The organism is Flagellimonas baculiformis (assembly GCF_033441575.1).
In the GTDB taxonomy this organism is placed as follows: domain Bacteria; phylum Bacteroidota; class Bacteroidia; order Flavobacteriales; family Flavobacteriaceae; genus Flagellimonas; species Flagellimonas baculiformis.
In genome coordinates, this window is record NZ_JAUZVW010000005.1 from 251981 (window position 1) to 271083 (window position 19103).

21 protein-coding genes are annotated in these 19103 nt (G+C 46.2%); 4 read left to right on the forward strand and 17 right to left on the reverse strand.

Translation table 11 applies throughout. The features are described from left to right. Positions 1-6: 6 nt before the first annotated feature. The 17 genes from SD450_RS09775 to SD450_RS09855 form a co-directional block, all read right to left on the reverse strand. Complete coding sequence (locus SD450_RS09775) at positions 7-558, reverse strand: conjugal transfer protein TraO (protein WP_119648298.1); 552 nt, start codon at positions 556-558, stop codon at positions 7-9. Further along, positions 555-1538: a DUF4138 domain-containing protein gene (locus SD450_RS09780; RefSeq protein ID WP_119648299.1), complete on the reverse strand. Its 984-nt coding sequence runs from the start codon at positions 1536-1538 to the stop codon at positions 555-557. Before SD450_RS09780 ends, SD450_RS09775 begins: the two co-directional genes overlap by 4 nt. Then, a complete protein-coding gene (gene traM / locus SD450_RS09785; RefSeq protein ID WP_166248845.1) occupies positions 1535-2503 on the reverse strand; it encodes a conjugative transposon protein TraM in 969 nt (322 codons plus the stop codon). The genes SD450_RS09780 and traM overlap by 4 nt, the downstream gene beginning before the upstream one ends. A gap of 64 nt (positions 2504-2567) precedes the next feature. Continuing rightward, on the reverse strand, positions 2568-3194 hold the full coding sequence (locus tag SD450_RS09790; protein ID WP_094997547.1) for a hypothetical protein: 627 nt from the start codon (positions 3192-3194) through the stop codon (positions 2568-2570). A gap of 8 nt (positions 3195-3202) precedes the next feature. Beyond that, positions 3203-4108, reverse strand: coding sequence for a type IV secretion system protein (locus SD450_RS09795; RefSeq protein WP_162987836.1), 906 nt, complete (start codon positions 4106-4108; stop codon positions 3203-3205). 8 nt (positions 4109-4116) lie between these two features. After that, entirely contained in the window at positions 4117-4737 is a 621-nt protein-coding gene (locus SD450_RS09800; RefSeq protein ID WP_318344313.1) for a hypothetical protein, read from the reverse strand. A gap of 8 nt (positions 4738-4745) precedes the next feature. Then, positions 4746-7349, reverse strand: coding sequence for a TraG family conjugative transposon ATPase (locus tag SD450_RS09805; RefSeq protein WP_119648303.1), 2604 nt, complete (start codon positions 7347-7349; stop codon positions 4746-4748). Beyond that, positions 7334-7657: a DUF4133 domain-containing protein gene (locus SD450_RS09810; RefSeq protein ID WP_094997551.1), complete on the reverse strand. Its 324-nt coding sequence runs from the start codon at positions 7655-7657 to the stop codon at positions 7334-7336. The genes SD450_RS09805 and SD450_RS09810 overlap by 16 nt, the downstream gene beginning before the upstream one ends. A gap of 2 nt (positions 7658-7659) precedes the next feature. Further along, on the reverse strand, positions 7660-8016 hold the full coding sequence (locus SD450_RS09815; RefSeq protein ID WP_147378288.1) for a hypothetical protein: 357 nt from the start codon (positions 8014-8016) through the stop codon (positions 7660-7662). Then, a complete protein-coding gene (locus SD450_RS09820) occupies positions 7949-8125 on the reverse strand; it encodes a hypothetical protein (protein ID WP_166248844.1) in 177 nt (58 codons plus the stop codon). Before SD450_RS09820 ends, SD450_RS09815 begins: the two co-directional genes overlap by 68 nt. A 176-nt stretch (positions 8126-8301) precedes the next feature. Then, entirely contained in the window at positions 8302-8766 is a 465-nt protein-coding gene (locus SD450_RS09825; protein ID WP_119648305.1) for a hypothetical protein, read from the reverse strand. Between the two features lie 2 nt (positions 8767-8768). Continuing rightward, the gene (locus tag SD450_RS09830) at positions 8769-9443 is read right to left on the reverse strand and encodes a ParA family protein (protein WP_183114848.1); all 675 of its coding nucleotides are present in this window, start codon (positions 9441-9443) and stop codon (positions 8769-8771) included. A 240-nt stretch (positions 9444-9683) separates the two neighbouring features. Further along, positions 9684-10082, reverse strand: a complete 399-nt coding sequence (locus SD450_RS09835; protein WP_094997555.1) for a hypothetical protein — start codon at positions 10080-10082, stop codon at positions 9684-9686. After that, positions 10082-12547 (reverse strand): type IV secretory system conjugative DNA transfer family protein, encoded by a 2466-nt coding sequence (locus SD450_RS09840; RefSeq protein WP_119648307.1) that lies wholly within the window; start codon positions 12545-12547, stop codon positions 10082-10084. The genes SD450_RS09835 and SD450_RS09840 overlap by 1 nt, the downstream gene beginning before the upstream one ends. Before the next feature lie 45 nt (positions 12548-12592). Next, positions 12593-13885 carry a toprim domain-containing protein gene (locus SD450_RS09845; protein WP_119648308.1) on the reverse strand — a complete coding sequence of 431 codons (1293 nt, stop codon included), beginning with the start codon at positions 13883-13885 and terminating at the stop codon, positions 12593-12595. Positions 13886-14097: 212 nt separating this feature from the next. Continuing rightward, positions 14098-14910 carry a hypothetical protein gene (locus SD450_RS09850; protein WP_119648309.1) on the reverse strand — a complete coding sequence of 271 codons (813 nt, stop codon included), beginning with the start codon at positions 14908-14910 and terminating at the stop codon, positions 14098-14100. Positions 14911-15029: 119 nt separating this feature from the next. After that, a complete protein-coding gene (locus tag SD450_RS09855) occupies positions 15030-16241 on the reverse strand; it encodes a hypothetical protein (protein WP_119648310.1) in 1212 nt (403 codons plus the stop codon). 98 nt (positions 16242-16339) lie between these two features. Here SD450_RS09855 and SD450_RS09860 point away from each other — a divergent pair, with 98 nt between their 5' ends. The 4 genes from SD450_RS09860 to SD450_RS09875 are packed head-to-tail and all read left to right on the forward strand — an operon-like array spanning position 16340 to position 19100. Next, a complete protein-coding gene (locus SD450_RS09860; RefSeq protein WP_119648311.1) occupies positions 16340-17134 on the forward strand; it encodes a M23 family metallopeptidase in 795 nt (264 codons plus the stop codon). A gap of 10 nt (positions 17135-17144) precedes the next feature. Next, the gene (locus SD450_RS09865) at positions 17145-18404 is read left to right on the forward strand and encodes a hypothetical protein (protein WP_119648312.1); all 1260 of its coding nucleotides are present in this window, start codon (positions 17145-17147) and stop codon (positions 18402-18404) included. A 3-nt stretch (positions 18405-18407) separates the two neighbouring features. After that, complete coding sequence (locus tag SD450_RS09870) at positions 18408-18722, forward strand: hypothetical protein (RefSeq protein WP_094997562.1); 315 nt, start codon at positions 18408-18410, stop codon at positions 18720-18722. A 12-nt stretch (positions 18723-18734) separates the two neighbouring features. Continuing rightward, positions 18735-19100, forward strand: a complete 366-nt coding sequence (locus SD450_RS09875; protein WP_094997563.1) for a hypothetical protein — start codon at positions 18735-18737, stop codon at positions 19098-19100. Positions 19101-19103: the final 3 nt, after the last annotated feature.

Here is a 19103-nt window from a genome sequence, read left to right on the forward strand (position 1 = left end):
CGCTTTTTAAAACAAAAAATACCGTAGGCCGACGCCGACATACGGATAAAAATTTCCCACGTCCGAATTGACATGGTAGTATTCGTTGGCCTTGACCAATAGCGAAAAATCGTTACTTAGGCCTATTTCCATTTCCGCACCGAGATAAAGGCCGTAAATAAATTGGCTTTTGCCATTGATAAGCGCACCGGTGGGCAGTTCATTGCTCCCGTTGTTGATAACCTCGTATCCGAACAGCCCACCGCCACCGAGGAAAAGGCTAAAATTTTTTCTTCGCGGCGCCATGAATACACGATAGTAAAGCCCCGGCTGAATAGTGAAAATATTATAGGGAATATTTTGGGCACCCTTGTCCTCGGCAATTGCGGCCAAAACACTTATCTGAAAATATTGGAACCGATTGGGATGAAAATTAAACGTTCCCATAATACCATAACCATCCTCGACATAGCCACCGCTCACGCCGACCGAAGAAGCAAGGTTGCCCCGCATTTGGCCTGAGATGGATGAAGCCGCAAGACAAAATAGTATCGCGATGAAAAATCCTGTTGTTTTCATAATTTAAATCCTGATGGGTTATTGATGACAAGTTGGTCTATATCCAAGGACAGGTTTCGATTGCCCTTTTCCTCATCCAGATCCACCATGAGGGACTTTCTCCGGTCAAGGGTAAACTTATCGAAGACCACCATGAAATAGTTCTCGGAATTCCCCTCGACTTTTTTGGGAACTTTGTACCTGAACAAGGGTTTGTGTTCCGTCTTGACATTGCTCGAACTATTCTTGTAGTTGGTGGCGATGCTGAACTTTATAAAATTGACATCATAGTCGATATGTTCCTTGTTCTCCAAGCGAAACTGCAGGTATATTTCGTTATTTTCATAATACACGTTCTCCAGCCAGAGAAATACATCATCGTATTTTGAAAAATATCGGATGATCTTGCCCTTGTTGAACTGGTTGTAATAACATCTCCGCCGTATATATTCCATTCTATCCAAGACATACAATTCCTGGGTAAGCGGCAAGGGTTCCCTATCAATTTCCTTTTCGGGCTTAATCTCCAATTTTTCCCCAACTGTTCCGCTGGGTGCCATGGTGTCTTTTATATCAGGAGATGACGCAAAGTCGGATTCATTCAATTCAGTAACACTTTTCTTATGGGATAGCTCTTCGAGGTTATCGACCATGTCGGTGGTTATGGTCCATCTCTTCTTGGCGGGGATGTCCACCAGTTCCAGGATAAAATCATAGGCACGACCGTCACGGGTATAAATGGTATAGTTCGTAAAATCGGAGGTGTCGGGTGCCACATCGTTATAGATAAGCAAAACGATACGCTCTGAGGTTGCGGAAGCACTTTTCGTCGGGAAGGACTCCAAAAAATTCAGCTCCTTCCCATTGATGGAAAAATCATAAGGGGCGGGCAGTACCAGAATGGTTTTATAGTTCCTTGAAACCGGAATGGTGTCCATTTTCGCCATAACCGATAGAGACCCCAATAGCCCAATTATTGTAAGTACAGCTTTTATTTTCATTGTGTTGCCAATAAGAGTTCATAATCATCCATCAATAGGATTTTTTCCTTTTCCCGTAACCTTTTTTTTCGAAGGAAAGTCCCCAACCCTTGGGCGATGCCTTTTAAAACATCCGGTGCGCCGCTGGTAATTTCGTCGGTGGCCCCTCGCAGTGCATCGCCTCCCATTTCGGCCTTGTACTCCCTCCAGAGTTCCCCGGCCCTTTTGTTGTAGATTCCTTCCCTGCCATCGTTGAAGTCCCTGACGGAGATATCGACCGGATGGTGCTCGATATTGTCTATATCCAAATACACCCTGTTTCCCCGTATGGAAGCCATAGCGTAGATGAAGGTATTTTTGGGAAATCGTTTTTCGCTAAGGACCATATCTTCCATGAGTAGGAGCCTTACGTTCTCATTGGGCAAGATGAATTGGTCGCCATATACGGTTGCCCTAAAGAAGATTGGCTTTTTGGTAACGGGCATCCGTTCCTGTTGGGGCCTGCGGTTCCCTCTCAAGGATTCCCCGACTATTTTCTTTTTTCCCTCCAGCAGCATCTCACGGTAGGCCAAGCGGTTCTCGACGAATTTTTGCTTCTGCTCTTCAGCGGTCTTTGCGCTCTTCTTTTCCCTCTCCACGGTTTTCTTTCCATCGGGGATTTCGGCCTGCACCGTTTCCTGTGGTTTAGCATCCAGGGAGAGCCCTTCCAATCGCTTCAAGATCTTCTGGAGAGAATCGTTTTGCGAATCATTCATTTGGGTCATGTCCGGTAAGGACGAAGATTTCCCTACCTTTTTCTTTTCAGTTGAGTCCTTTAATTTCCAAGGCTCGGCGATAGCTTCGGATTCCAAGGTCGGAACCTTGCCGGGAAGTTCTGGATTGAAGCCATTCGTAGGATCGGTAGTGTCGCCGAACCCCATTTGAAAATCCTTGACGTTCTCAATGACAAAAAAACTGGTCAGTACCAGAATAAAAGGTAGGGCCATAGCAAAATTTCTGTGCCTTACGACCCATCGCTTCAAACGTTTTATGTTGCCACTGAATTTCATGTTACCTACGCTCGAGATCGGAATTGTCCACGACCTCAAAGTCGATAATCTTGATTCCGTTCAGGTTGTTTGGGGTAATGCCCGCTTTTTTCAGGTGCCCCTTGGTGACCAAGTTCCTATACGTTGTGGATTTGCCTTTTTCTATGGCCTGTTTGCCGTAAAAAGTAAACGGAAACGGATAGGTTGCATAGTCGATTTGAATCGAATCAAGTTCCACAAAGTAGTGATAGTCACGCATTACCACATCATGGAAGTATTTTTTTTCGACCAAACGGGCATATAAACGGTTGCCTGACCAATCGACCATGAACAAGGCTTTTTCCTCTATGTTTCTTTTGATCAGGTTCAGATCGGGTTCCAACGAGAAAAACAGTTCATGAAAGTTTTGGACGTGACCTTCGCAAAGAATTTCGAGGTTTTCCTTGGCATCCCTGATCGGTACCATGGGGAGGCGTTGCCCCCCGTGCAGCACATAGGCGTTATTGTTGGCACGCTCATGGGCCGATACCACGAAATAGATGGCAATCGCGAAGACCGCTATCATCAAGATCAGGCAGCTATAGACGAGCCTGTTGTTGTGCCTTCTACTTTGGGCGATATCATTGAATATCTCGTATTTTCCTTTCATAATCCTAATTATTGCGTAAGTGTCCTAACCGCTTTTGTGGCCCCGCCGCTCTTTGCATCGATGACCGTTTGTATTGCTTTTTTGCCATAGTGCTTGGGCTTGGAGACGATGCCCCCACCCGATATGTTAAGTCCCTGCACTACAAAGTTGGCCAGTGTAGGGGCCTTGATATAGAAGAAGGAGGTCATCAAGACCAGAAGGGAGGAACTCAAAATCAATCCGAGGTCGTAGGCACTGTTACGCAACAAATGGTCCACGAGCGCATCGACAAGATTGACCATAAACATATCCACTACATATAACATGGGAAGCCAAAGACAGAGGCTCATGAACTTTTGCAACCATGCTTTCCAAAGGCCCGAAATGGCGGGAATGAACGAAAGCCCGATATTGATCGGCCCGAAAATGATAAGGATGAACAGGTAAATGGTGGCCAATGCCTTGATGCCCACGAAAATCAGCGTAGAGATAATATGTGCGAAGGCCGTTATGGAACCTGCCAGACCCGTAAGGGCAAAGGATTGCAGTCCATCGATATCCATGCTGAACATGTTCCATTCTACCACATTGTTGGCTGCCACATCGATTTGGGCCAAGGCCACCTTTTGCCCGATGGTATCCCAGTTCTTTTGGGTACTGACAAATGAGGAGCCGAGGTTGTTATAAAATTCAAAGATGGCGTGTGCAAACTCGGAGTAGTTGAAAAGGATGAACATCAAGGGAAACCACTTTAGGGCCTTGAACACATCGGCGCGATCATTGCCCACAAAATGCATGATGGCGAAAATGCCCAACCCGATCTTTGCCATTTGGAAGCCAATGCCCAAGGTAGGGCCTAAATTCGCGAAGGCATCATCGATATATTGGTCGAATATCGTGTTGACCGTTACCCTAAAACCTGTATCCGATTGCATTACGTACATCAATTGGTCTTAATCAATGAATAGACCGCTTTGCGGTGTTCGTTTTTCTGTAAAAGGGAGGTGTTGACTTTTATGATGGTTTCCAGCACGCTGTCCATTTTGTCCAAGATCGACCGTAGTGCCGAAAGCCGGTCGGCCGATTCGATGATCTCGCCCGTGGAGGCGATATGCGACCCTTGTGAGACCAAGGAGGTAACCTGCACGAGGGCATCGGCCAACGCTTCGGTCGCCCTTTCCTTTTCCACCTTTTCCAGATTGGCGAACGAGCGCAGGTTTTTCTGAGTACCCTTATAGGCTTCCACGATCTTGTCCTTCAAGTCATATAGCTCGTTCATTTCTGGACTTCCCATGACATAGCTGGCGGGGGTCCTTTTTGCGGTCAGGTCCTGGCTAAGGATTTTGGAGGCACTGGAATTTGCGGTAACGTTCCGTTCCATCTGTGCCAAAAGCTTGCCCATGGTCGAGTTCAAGGTGACCAGTTGCGAATTCAGCGTGGCCACATTTTGATTGAGGATGACCAGTTGCGCGTTCGCCGCCACATCGGTTACGGGAATCTGGGCGGCCCCAAAATAAGGGAGTAGCCCGATTAAAATTCTTAGGTAAACAATTCTTGGTTTCAAGTATATCATCATTTTCTATTTTTAGGGTTAATGTCGCTGCCGTTCAAATTCCCAGAACCGGATTCCGCCAGTTCGTTCTGCAGCTGTTTGTAGGCGTTGGCCGTTCTTACCCAATCACGGCCATGTTTTTCATGGAGACGGTTGATCTTTGCTTTTTCATTGGGATTGGTCTCGAACAGGCATTTGGTGGGCAACGAGGTCTCCAATCCGAACACCTTGACCCGGTCCTTCCAACAAATGGCCATTTCCCTTAGCTTTCGGCCCATGGGCAAATCTTTGTTGATGGATAGGATCAGTTGCTTCTGTTTCTCGTTCAGGCCCAATAACCGTTGGATCTCCCCAAAGGAATTTCCGAATTCGCCGAGGTCCAGCAACACCTTAATATGGCTGTTGACCACAATGGTATTGCCGATGTATTTGGATTTGACGAAATCGCTTACCTTTTGCGAGATAAAAATGGGCTGCCCCCCATATTTCCGGGCCATTCTGGACTTGGCGTCAAAGTAGTGGGCCATTATCGGATTGTCGAACAGGTTCCACGCCTCGTCAACGACCAATATTTTGTTTAGGGAAAGTTTTTTGGGATCCTTCAGTTTTTTGTCGAACACATCGATCATCAGGAACGCCAGGATCGGAAAGAGCTGTTCGTTTTCGATCAGGTTTTCGAGTTTGAAGTATACCAACCTTTCACGACCCAATTGGGCTATCCTTTTGTCCCTACTGTTCAACAGGTATGCCCTGGGGCCATCGTGGGCATATTTGCCCAAGAGCAGTAAAAACAGATTGGGGTCGAAGACTTCCTTTCGTATGCCCTTGGAATCCATAAGCCGCTCCAAATGCCTTTCCGAATACCCATAAAAAGTATTGAAGGAGTTATCGGGATTATCCTTAAGGAACTGGTCCCTATAATATCCCTGTACCAACAATTCGATAATGGTCTGGATTACGGCACTGTCATGACCGTCGTCCGTTGTAGTATCCTTTCGCCCCAATAGAAGATAGACCAATGCGATAAGCTGCGTCAGCTTGTGCTCGGTAAGCATCTTTTGGCCGTCTTTTTCTACCATATCCCCCGGATCCAGCATAAAGGGGTTGAACGTAAAGGGATTTTTGTCGTCGTTCTCTATGACGACCCCGTCCAGATGGTCCAGCAACTTGTCATAGGAATTCCCGTTCTCAAGAATGAGGATTTCCGCTCCCTCGCGATATTCGGAGAACAGGTAGGCATTGGCAAAAAAGGTCTTTCCGCCACCGGAACCGGAGGCGATGAGCATGCCCCGGTTAAAGATCCAGTCCTTTGCCTCGGGATCGCGGTAGAGACTTACCAATAAAGGTTTTCCCGTGGCCCTATCGACCATGCGCAGGCCGTGGGGGCCGTGCATCCTGTTTCGATATCCCCCTTCAAAATACCAAAGGCTGGCCGCCATCTCCGAGGAAAAGGGGCTGAAGAGTTCCATGCTGAGTCCGATGCCGTTGCCAAGGATACCCCCAAAAAAGAGGTTTTTCCGATCCACGGTATTTTCCTTGGCATGAATACCCAGCTTCCGAAAGGCCGACCGGACGGAATTGCACATCGACCTAAAGGACTTTTTGGAATTGGAAATGCCCAATACGTTCAAGTGATAATAGACCAGTTCCTTATGCTCGTTAAGGATATGCTGCTGGAACTCATAGATTTGGTCCCGGTAGGTGCTGTTCTTGTCCCCCTTGCGGTTCCGGGCATATTTGTCAAGTCGTTTCGCCTTCGACCGAAGTTTGGCCATGGCCTTCTCCTTTTCGGGTATATAGATATATTGGTTGACAATATGTTCCTGCGGAATCCTGAACCCCAAGGAAAACAGGTTTCCTATAGGAAAGAGGTTGTTCCCTGTACTGTATTTTCCAAAATATTCGTGAAAGGCCATATCCTCCTTGGAGAACTGGTCCAGGTTTTCCAAAGTGAAGTACTGTCCCTGTTTTTCGCCGATCCGCAGCCCGTAGTCGGAAAAATCGATATCCCTGCCCGTACCTTCCCCGTAGCCCGCTTCCAGATAACAGTCGTAATAGCCCGATCGTCCGAAAAGCCCCTCGGAATCAAGGATTTTTGAGCTCATCAGGCCCGAATCGTTGATAAGGTCGTTGACGGCACCTACCCTGGCCTCGAAATCCGCCATTGTGTCCCCGTCGAGGTATTCTTCGGGAACATATTTTTGGCCGTAGAACCGGCGCTCTTTCTTTAAGAAGGAATTGGCCCCGATAGGCGTTCGGCCGATATAGTTTTTGGGTACTTTGTGGATGGCCAGATAGCACCGGTGCTCCAAAAAAGGCCTGTCCTTGAAATAGCGTTCGTCCTCGGTCTCGAAAAAATCCCGTTCCAACCGCTGTCGGTCCATGGCATAGGTTTCTCCGAAGAACAGGTCCTGTTTGTGCAAAAGACAGTTCTCGCCCAGGATTTCCAAGATACCCGAGACCATCCGGTTCAGGTTCAGATAATCCTTGCTGTCCAAAGTGTAGATTTCGGGAAGTTCCAATTGCAGCGGAATGCTCAGGCATCCTCGTTCCTTTGATACCAAGATCGGTGCCTCATAACCATAAATGGGAAAGGCATCCAGAAGATTCAATCTTTTTTCCATAGCACCAACTTTTTTTTATTGACATGGCCCTTAATGGTGTCCGGCCCCTTTCTGTCCGCTCGGGACTTGATAAAACCGTTTTCCCCATAAGCCTTTGAATAGAAAAGCATGAGTGCGATATAGAGGGCCGCGGTACAGAAGGAAAGCAAAAGGCTAAGAAAGGTAGGGATGACCGTACTGAGGAACAGTCCCACCATCAGGGACAGGAACGAGCCCTTAAAGGCTTGGTCCACATATTTAGCACGAAGCCCAAAGAAGGAAACGTCCTTTTGCAGGGCCTTTGGAATTTTGACCAGCTTGTTTTCCATGATCAGTTGGCCAAGTTTTCCCCGATTTCGATAAGGCCGTAGAAAATGACCAGCCCCACAATGGCGTTGCCCACTTTTCGGGCCATATCCTGGTTCTGTTCCCTGATGATGAGAAAGGCCAGTGCCGCGATGGCCAGAAGTACGCCTGCGGCAATCTTGATGATGCGGAAAATACTGTTCCCTATCTGTGCCGTACCCTGTTCCGCCTCGTTGACCTGATCGACCAGTTCATCGATCTGGGCAAAGCCGGCCGAATGGAAAGCAACAATAAGGAATAGTGTTAGGAAGACGTTAATCGGAGTCGTCCAGCTCCGGTTCCGGAGGGGACTCGGAGTTTTTGATAATCTTGAATTTTTCATGTTCTGGAATTAAGGATTCATTCTGAACATCTTTATCGGACGCATTGAAAATATCCAACAGCTCGGAGCTGGTTTCATTCTCATCGACACGGCTGAGTAACTGGTCCATATCTTTATCCTTTGAAGATGTGTTTTTTACAAATATATGTGATTTTTGCATATATGAATCATTTTCCTGAACATTTTTTTCGTTTTTTGATTTTTTAAGTATGACAAAGACCCATAGGTACCACAACAGGCACAGGATACCGATGACGGCATAGACGATATGTTCCCACTGCCAATTCAAATCTTGTCGATAATTCGTTGAAGTTCCCGAATGTTTTCTTGGTGGTAAATCTCCAGGGCCTTTCGCATGATATCGTTGCGCGATACCTTTTTTTCCAATTTATAGCTGCATGCGCTGGCCAGCCGTTCATAATCCTCGAAACAGGTCTTGCTCAACCTAAAGATAAACTGCTCCTTTTTGTCGGTATAATCGTTTTGCTCCATTAACCTCTCGAAATCCATTACTTTCCTTTGTTCTCTACGGCTTAACTTTGTCAACGGAAATGTACGGGCAAAGGCCCTATGCGTTCTGCTATCTTTAAGGGTGTCATCAGTTGTTTTATTTTGCTCCATCGGATTATTTCCAACTTTTCCGCCTGTGCCGTGCCGTTGTTCCCTCAGTCCCTCGACCTCTTCCTTGGTATCCGTATTATCTAGGATGGCCGATTCCAGCAAATCCTTAACGTTTACTTTTTTGCCCATTTTTAGTTTTTTGAAATTTTCATGACCTCTTCCATAAATCGTTTCAACCCCAGTTCCCCGTTCTCTTTTGTCTCGGGAATGGGAATTAGGGTATTCCGGTATCGCTCCCTGTATACGGTCCGTTCCATGACGACCTGTTCCATCATGGGCATCCCCGCTTTCGCCAAGGTTTTCCTTACCGCATTGAACTTATTGACCTTGACCAGCTCGTAGCGGTTGAAGAACAGGTTGACGGAACGAAGTACCCGATTTTCGTTCATTAGATAGTTCCGTTGCAGTGTTTTGTAAAACACCGCCGTACCGTCGATTTCCAGTTCGTCAAGGAAAAAGGGAATAAAGATATGTTCGACGTACAGCAGCCCCCTTACCATTTCCTCGTTAAGGTTTCCGGGGAAATCGACGATGATAAAATCCACGGTACCATAATATTTTTTAATCAACGGTTCCAAGGTCTGGACCGTTGCCCGCTCCACGGGAAACATCGGCATTTCGGTCGAACCTACCTGTCCAAGATCTCGGTTCCTCTTTTTGTACACAGAGTACTGGGGATTATCCATGTCGATCAATACTACTTTCTTCCCGTACAAGTGGAAAAGGTTGGTGGCCAAGATGATATTCAGGGTCGTCTTGCCACAACCGCCCTTTTCCCCCGTACATGAAATTATTTTTGTTTCCATAAATATACTTTTTAAAACCATAGTATCATATGGCCATATGACACTATGAACATTTGAAACTATATCCATATATAGCATTGAATATCTATTGCATTATACGTTGCTATATAGCAATGATTATAATGCTATGGACATTGCTATACAGCAATTGAACAAAGCATAGGTAGATTGTTGCGGACAATAATGGGGATATTGAACCTAAATCTTTTTAACGGCAAGAAATTACTTCGAATGCAAAATTTACAAGGACGATTTGAAATCCTTCATGGCCTCTGAAACCCGTTCCTCCAGCTCAAGGTATTTCTCGCGAAGTCCTTCTTGATAGACCATATTTTCCCCGAGATTACGCTTTTGCACGAACTCGTTATCGGGCAACAGGATCCAAATGGGGTTATAGCCCAAGCTGTAGAAATAGAGGATGATCTTGATTGAATTGACCATTGAGGAACCGCGCTCCACATTGGCCAAAGTTGTACGGTCCATGTTCAGGTAATCGCTTAGGTTGGTCATCGAAAACTGACTGAACCTTTTGTCCTCGACATCGTCCAATTCCACCAGTTCAAGACGTATTTCCTTTAAGCGTTCCCCGATATACCCCAAATCCTTGGAGTCCAGATTGATGATCGATTCATTGTCCATTATTCAAAATTTTCTATGGGATACGAGGAAAATTCCTCTTCAAAATTATACTCCGTCTCTTCCTGCCAAGCTGCCAAACTTTGGGACAGGGACTCATCAAGTTCCTTCCCGAAATCGTCCATGAACTTTTCCACGGCCGCCTCGGAGTTGTCGATTGATCTTGCAATTTCACCATTTATTTTCTTTTCGTCAAATATGGCACTCTTCAGCTCTTTTCCCGTAAGGGCTTTATACTCTTCTTTGACCAAGCTGTCCACTTCATTAATGATCTTGTCGAATTCGGCCTGGGCCACACGGTCCATTTCCGTACGTACCAAAAATTCCTCCACAATATAGGCCAATAACCTTTGCCAATCGGCGTCCCTAACACCCGTATTCAGCAGTTCCAGAATATCCTCCCTGAAATCGAACAGGCGAAGCTCCTTGACCACATCCTTAAAAATTCGGCGTTTGGTACCATTGGTAAATGCATTTTTGGCCGTTTCTTCCAGACGCTTTCCATAAAATTCGATGTACCCAATTTCCCTGGTAAACAGGCCCGAGACATTCTTCGGTAAATCCAGCTCCTCTATGAGCTTCATCTGTGCTTGGAAAAGTTCCCCGAAATTCTCCGGTTTGAAATCGTTGACAACGGGCAACTTGTGCTTCATGGCCCTTCGCTTGCCTTCGATGTCGGGGAGCAACTGGCCATAACATTTCTTTTCCTTGATCTGATGCTCGAAAGTATCGGCCACCAACCCTGCGAAATGTCCGGTGGACATGGATGCGATCTTGCTCCTGGGCAAGAGCTCCATCATCTGTGTACTCAGATTGGTACTTACGTCCGAACTGCTCGTGTTCTTCGAGACCTTTTCTTGATGGATCTTTCCGAAAAGCTCGCTCAACCGTTTGGCCGTCTCGCCCTTGGCCGCACCGCAGATAATGTTCGCACAGTTGTCATAGATGACATCGGCCAGTTCCCGGCCGTAGTCCAAGATCAGCTGTCCGACGCTCTGAAGCCCCAAAATGGTGGCGATCTTGTTTTCCCTCCCGGTATCGATTATGGTCCGCAACAACATGATGAACAGGGTGGGTACCTCGTCGATAAGCAATGCCATGTGCCGCTTGCCCGGTTTGTTTACCCGTTTGAGAATGGTGTTCATGTACAGGCCCAAGGGTGCGGAGTAGACTTCCTTCCGTTCGGGATTGTTCTGTAGCGATACGATTTTGGGATACCGGGGATCGTTCACCTCAAGACTGAAGTCGTTGCCCGACATCACATAGAAAATTTCCTTGGTCGCAATACTAGAAAGGCTTATCTGGACCGTACTGGTCTGGCCAGACAGTTGTTCCATGGCCTCCTTTTCCAATGCGTCCCGAAAAGGAACCAATATTTGGCGTACCTCTACGTCCTTGGTCATGATTTCCATCAATATATCGATCTTTACGGTGGTCAGAATGGCCAAATGCCCCGGGGTACAGAGATACCTGCCCGTTTCTTCCGATTTTTTCTTGAGATACCAGATACAGCCCCCTGTATAACTGATGGCACTACGTGAAAAATAGTCCTGCCGTTTTATCCATTCGGGATTCAGGTTTTTCATAAGGGTCGTGGCCGTATCGATGGCATCCGACTGATTGACCAGCCCATAGGGATCCATGGGGTTGTTCCGGTGCGTCATCCGAAGGTCATCAAAACAGATTCGGTAGAGCTTCGGGAAAGGCATTTCGGAATCGTTCCCATGCTTTTTTATGGCCTCCTGTAGATAACCGTACGCCTTACGGGTCAGCGTATCAAACTTAAAATCGTAGATGACCATGGCGTATTTCTTGTCGATGAACTGGGCCATGATCTCCTCGATAACGGAAAAGGATTTGCCGCTCCCCGGAGTGCCGATGACCAACAACGCCCTGAAAAGATTGACAAAATTAATCCATCCTTTCCGTTGTTTCCCATCGTGCGAATAGGTATATGGGATATTGGCGGAATATGGGGTATCTATACGCTCCCCAGTCTGCTCGAAGGTTTCCTTCGTATCGTTAAAGGGGTCATTTTTTGCCAAGTTCATGAAGTCCAAAAACTGGAACAATCGCATCCCGAAAGTCATCAATCCCAAGTAGGCCAATGAAAGAAATATCATGGAGGCCCACATCCCTAGTTCGGAAGCACCGTGGCACCACCAAGAAACGAACAGCAAGGCCAAGGACACGAGAAAGCCCGCAACACTTTTTCTGCGACCGACTTCCTCTTTTTTGACCGGACGGTACATCATAATACCGCCCATCAGAAGCCCCAGCAAGAGCAGACGGGCGACCATGCCTTGGGACGGTAGCCCGGACCGTACTAGAAAGGAATGGATGTTATCCGAGAATCCCTGATGCCCGTAATGGAATAAGTACAGGGCATATTGCTCCCGGAATAGGATAATGGCGAAGTGGAAAGCGGATAGGTACATGCCCATATAGCCCTTGTTCTTATCTTGCATGTCCTTTTCTTTTTTGGGTTTTCCTCGGTCTGTCCATGACAGTCTTTAAAGTAGATTCACTAGCCGACAACTGGACTTTTTTTTTACCGAGATCAGTTCCTCGTTCCAATCCTTCATGGTGGGGCATTTGTCCATTTTCAGGATACCCTGTGCGAAGCATTGGGAAAGTGCCTCCACTGCCAGCCGCCAATAGGTTCTGGAATGTTGGGGGAGGGAGACTATCCTTTCCAAATCCAATTCCCAAAGCACCTTGTCGCGATAGCAGACGGCTTTTTGAAGACCTTCGGGCATTCCGTGAGAACCTCTGGAAATCCGTTCATTGATGTAATCGGTATCCCGTTCCATGATAGCAATGGATTTGGTGAGATAGTTCAGTTTCAAACGCATCACGGGGCGTTTCCAATCCGTTTCGATGAATACCCGGTTGGACTTTCGATTGATCCAATGGCTCAAAAGAATAAGGTCGTAGCGCATCCCCTCGATATCATGGTCAAAGGCCAAAAGAAGAGGGAGCGTATGGGATGGATCTACCGTACGATTCCATTGGAGGAACTGTTCGAGTTTCCGCTCGTCGATATGGCCCGACATGGAGATGTAGAATGTTTTTGGGCAACCGTGCAGTTCATGGTAGGCCATGGCATCGAAACCGCTCTCCACACAAACTATTTTTTCTGCGTTGATATTTGGATTGGAAACGAAAAGGTATTCATAACGCTCGTTGAGGAACAAGCGGAACTTTTTCACCTTTCCGTCCTTTCTGTCCCGATAGGGCCTATTATAAAGCGTATAGTTCTTGATTTTTCCGTCCAACCCATATTTGGGAAGGGCGATATTGGCGATGCGGCCCTTGTTATCACTGACGTGGAAGGCATTGAAGATCCTGCCCTTGAAGGCTTCGGATTGGAGGGTGTTTATGGAGAGTCCGCGACCTTCCGTTAAATAGTTCGGTCTGGTCAAGGGGCCGATATGATAACGATCTTCCAAGCTGATATGCCTGTTGTTCTTTTGGTGCACCTTGGCCGGGGAAGGTTCGGGATAATCCCTTTGGATGATGCCCAGTCCCTGTTTTACGGCTTCGTAAAAATTGGCGGAGCGTTTGTGGAGGTATTTGAAAAATCGCCCCTTGTCCGAAGAGTCGTTGCGATTGAAATAGGTTACGGGATTTCTTTTTGTCTGTAGGACGAGGCGTTCCGCCTCCTTGCCAAATTCCTGTGAACCCGAACTTTTCTTGAGCAATTGGTAGCCCTGTGCGATCAGGTATCCGGGAAAATCGACCTCACGATCGATCTGGGCGATCAACCGTTTGTAGTGCTCCGGATTTTCGGCATAATTTTTCATATAGGCATGGTTTTTTTGGGAGCATTACATGCGGTTATGTCCCAAACTTTAGTCAGTAATCGAGATTTAAATGCTAAAGACTTATCTCGATAATTGTAAGTCTTTTCATTGTGAATGCCTCGTAGGGTTGCCCTGAGGTTATTTGCTTTTGTAGATAGTATGGATGAAAAGAAGGCCGTCCGTGACGGACGGCCCATTGTTAGGTCAATCGGTCAGACTTTCATGCCTCGGCCGCGCGATTTTTTTTTTTCGCCGGGGTTGACCTCAAGCTTTTTGGCCTTTTCCAAATCGACTTTTTTGGTAATAAAGGTCTGTCGGCGCGGGGACCAGGATACCAAATACGGTTTGTTCCCGTGGACTTTGCTCTTGATGACCATTTCGAGCTCCTGGCCCCTGTTGAGTGCATCGGCCTGTTTCGCCGTCAACTTTACCCCATAAAAATAGGTGTTCGTGGAAAGTGCCGGTTTGGTACGGATATCCTGTACCTTTGGCTCGTAATAGGCCAATTTTTGGAACACTTCGCCGTCGTTGGTGCTTCCCTGGAACAGCACGAACTCCTTTTTGTCCACCATGCGCTCGAACTCATCGGCGCTGAAAGTATGGTTATAGGCCCATGCCTCGTCCAGAGTTACCTTTTCATTTCTACGGTACTGGACGTCCAGTCTAGTACCCAAGTTCCGGTCATATACCATCTGTATCATTTTGGCACTTTCCTTGAGCTCGCCCTCGGAGATATAGGTGGACTCGTGGAAATGCTCCTGTCCCTCGGTCAGATTTGTGCGTACGTTCGGGAGGATTTTTTTATAGCTGATATAATGGCCCTTCAATTGTTCTTCGAGGTCCTTATAAGCAAATTTCTGGTCCTTGGATTCGATGGGTTCATAATACTTCTTTTTTTTGGGCACTTTGAACGATTGTCCCTCGTTGTTCACGACGGATACCTTTCCGTCCTTTTCTCCGGTTACGGTAGCCCGTTGCCACCGTTGGTTCACTTTTACGAAAACCTGCTGTGCTTGTTTTTCCATTTTTCAAGTTTTAAATTAAGGATTAATAAACAATTGTTAACTTTGTAATTCTGGATATGACATTTCCATTTTTCATGTCCGGAATTAAGGATTGAAGGGGGCGGGAGCGCCCCCTTTTTTTATACGGCCATCCTAAAGGCCTTTAATTTTTCGGTTCCGACATAGACCCCGTTCGCTTCGAACTCCAGCCTCCAATTGGCGTGTACGGGTTTAACGATCTCAACGGTCTTGTCCATATAGTTTCGGTAATAGCTCCAGAGAAAATAGCGAAGTGCGTTGACCTCAAAGGGAATACGGCACGATACCCACTGCTTTTCCTTGGTCAGCACGATGCTCTTCCTGTTCAAAAGGGATTGGTCGGGCACCTTGTTGTATTTGATATATTCCTTTGCCAAGCTACCGTTGTATTTTAGTACCTCATTGTGCAGCTTGGCCAACGGTTTCTGCCCTTCGGGATCGAAGCGGACGGCCAAATGGTCCTTGCCCACCCGGAACAAAAAACGCGAGTCGTTGATAAAGGAAATGAGCATCAGGTCGTGGATATAGCCTTCGATCTTGGATGATCCGGTAAAACTGAGCACCATTTTTTTCAGTTTGGTACGCTTCAGGATCTGCACCAGTAGTTTCGAGGTCTCGTAATTGATTTTGGATATCGTAAGGTAGACCACGTCCTCCAATTGGAACCTTCGATGAAAGGCCATAGCTTCCATAGGGTTGCGGAGTACCACCAAATGCTTGATGGTATCGGGTACCTTACTGAACCAAACCGATTTGGAAATATCGCTTTCCGCTATCAGGGAAAGCTTTCCATCCTTTTCCATGGCATATCCCGTGAGGGTGTTGGCCAAGTTGCGATAGGGGAAATACAGTCGGCCTTCCGGATTTTCGTAGATACGATCTTTAAAAATGTCGGAACCGTCGCCCCCTAGGCTTTTCGGCCTTAAGGAAAGTTCCTCGTTGAGCGTTTCAAAATGGTTGAAATCAATGTCAACAATTTCAAGTGAATTTTTGGAGCCGTTATTTAGAAAAAATTCCGGCTTTTTTTCAAGTTCCGTATAGAAATCCTCGACTTTGGTCCACAGACCCGTTCTCGCCTCTGCATCGGTTCGAGAAAGCCGCTCCAGTATAAAGTCAAAAGCGGTCAGTTTTGTCTTGGGTCCGCTCGGCTTGTAATAGCGATATCCGAGTTCGGTCCTGATAACGATGTACTGCTCCTTCCCGATTTGGTAGCATATAAAAGTACGCGTCTCACGTTGGACCACAAGCCTAAAATAATCCATTAGGGCCGGGACATCCAGCGTTGCATCAAATTTTCGCCACCTGTTGTTCATATTTGTAAAAATTACATATATTTGCAATAATTGCTACAAATATAAATAAAATTTGCAATAATCAAAATTTTATCAAAAACCTTTGTAATAAATTCGTTATGAGCGTTTGGAAGAACATTAAAAAATCCTCGATCGGTTGGATAAAGGGATGCGCCCAAAAAGTGGGCGACGTGACCAATTCCAAGGATAGCGGTCATTTTACCCCGCAGAACAGTAATTACTGGATTTTTGTCACGGTGTTCTTTCTTTGTATCGCCGCCAATCGATTTTTTTACGATAATCCCCATAATACAAAAGACCTTGGAAACCTTGCAAGGCAAATAAGTCAACCCATAACCGAGGAATCTAGGGAAGACCTTGTCTATCAACGGCTCAACGACCTTCTGCACGACTTGAAAAATTTCGAGCAAATAGACCGGTTAAAACCGTTTTTGCCCTTGCGGCCGAAAATTTTGGACAGTGTGCCCTCGACGGTTCCCCTGTTCCGGGAGCACTATGTACTCTCAAGTTCCTATGGAAACCGCCACCATCCCATCCATCGGATCACAAGGAAACATTTTGGGGTCGATTTGGCGGCGGAGAAGGATACCCCGATCTATTGTACCGCTGCCGGAAGGGTGGCCCATATCGGAAACGATCCCAATGGGCATGGCCTGCATGTCATCATTTCACATGCCTATGGTTTCAGTACCCTATACGGGCATATGGAATCCGTGGCGGTCGCCCTAGGGGAAGCACTCGATGCCCATGATTTTATCGGAACCGTTGGGAGTACGGGAATTTCCACTGGTCCCCATCTGCATTACGAGGTCATTAAGGACGGAAACAGGATAAATCCAGCACCTTCCTTTAATATAAAATATGAGGTGTATTCCAATTTAAAAACTGATTGAACCGATAGCCATGAAATCGTACCTTACTATTCGCTTTGCCATTAAACTCTTCCACAGGGTCAAAAATTTGGTATCCCGATTTTTGGATCCCGACTTCAGTACATTTAAAGAATTTGAATTTAAGTCCGTTCCGACCGATCAATTGAACGACCTTAGAAAGCTGCGATATGTCCGCAATCTCAAATTGGCCGAATCGGGTTTTATCAATACGGCATTGAAAGAGCAGTTGGCCCTTTTAAAAAGTAAAAACCGGCTGTTCCAAAAAGACAGGAATATCACCCCCGTAGGCCGCATATCCATCCATGAAAACGAAAATAAGTTGATGAAACTGCTATTGGGCTATAATAGCATGGAGAATAGGACTTATATATCCTTTGCACATTTGAACAATTGTCCCGTCTGGAACAACAATACCATTTCGCTACTAAAGGAAAGGGTTCAACACCTTTACCCTTCCAAATCCGATCATTTGTTTATGAAGCACAGGTATTTCCAAAGGGATGTCAACCATTTGGATAAACAGACCAAAAACAGGCTGCTCCACCTTTTCAACGATACTTTACGAAATATGTACTCGTACAATCGGCATCTGCAAAATGGCATCCGGCCTATGGTGCCCCCGGTCGGTAAACTACCGAAATTATCCAAAACATTGCCTATTCAGGTCGAACAAGGTTTGGATGGACTTTTCGTTCCCGCAACCCTAGGAAAAAACGTTGTCGTACTGGTGCCCTATCTAAAAGTCGCCAATGAAAAAAATCGCCTATATCTCTCGGTAGGCGAATTCCGCACATTACTTGGACAAAAATCAATAACCTTTTTGGCCGAGACCAAATACGGCGTTTCCCTAGGCATTCATGGGAACAGATTATTCCTAAAGGCTACGGACAGTGTGGGAGGTATCGATGTTTTAAAGCAATGGACATTGCTGGATGATTTTTTGGAATCCAAAAACGTCCCGAAACGGTTAAAGTACGAGGTCGTCAAAAACCTTATTGAGAAGAAGGACTATCTCATAGATGTGGACAAGATTCCCTTGCGGCAGACCAACGATACCCTACTGCTAAAAAAGCATTACGGTTCGGGCAAAACCTACTTTGCATTGTCGAAAAAAGGCAAGAAACCAGAACTCAAGGAATATAGGCCCATTGCCAATCTAAAAAGCAAACATCCCGAATACTACCATAGCTATAGGGAATATATGAACCATACCAATGTCTTGGAACCATTGGGGACAAAGAAAAAAAGACAAATTAAAATTTCCATTTGAACCATGCTTTTTGAGATAACGATTTTGGACACAAATGGCCGTCCCTTACTACGGGATGCTTTCCTTATGGAAAGTATTACCACATTGATGGATTTTACCTCAGAAGTATTAAAACCATTGAGCCAAAGCACCGAGAAAAAGGCCTTTGAGCTTTTCATCCGCTGCGAAAAGGGTCGACACGTTTTCCATCGCTTCGATTCACTTGACGGCGTGATACTGTTCAAGAACGCCTTGTACGAACACCTTATCGAATTGAACGAAACTCCAAATCGAAACATTGAAAGCACAATTGATTTTATACTGTCAAACAAACCTTAAAAAATACAATCCATGACACAGGAAGAACTCTTACTTACTTCGGAAACCCAAAGGTTCCGAACTGAACATCCGGAAACGATCAAGGACTGGGAGCGCCAGCTTGCCAATGGGGAATGTGGTCCCGACCTTCATTTTTGTTTTTACGCGTTGGAGGCTTATCCGAACCTGACCGCCCGTTTGGATGCTGCGGAATACCGTTTTGATTTTGCCATCAATGCCTATATCCTGCACGCCAAATTACAGGGGCAGTTTCTTGAGGACGGCCACATTGGGCCCCTTGCGCTGGAGCATGCCAATGAAGCCCTGTCGGATATCTATCGGGCCTTGAACGAAAAAGACCCCGAGGGAAAGGCGGCCATCCTGAAATCGCTTCAATAATTC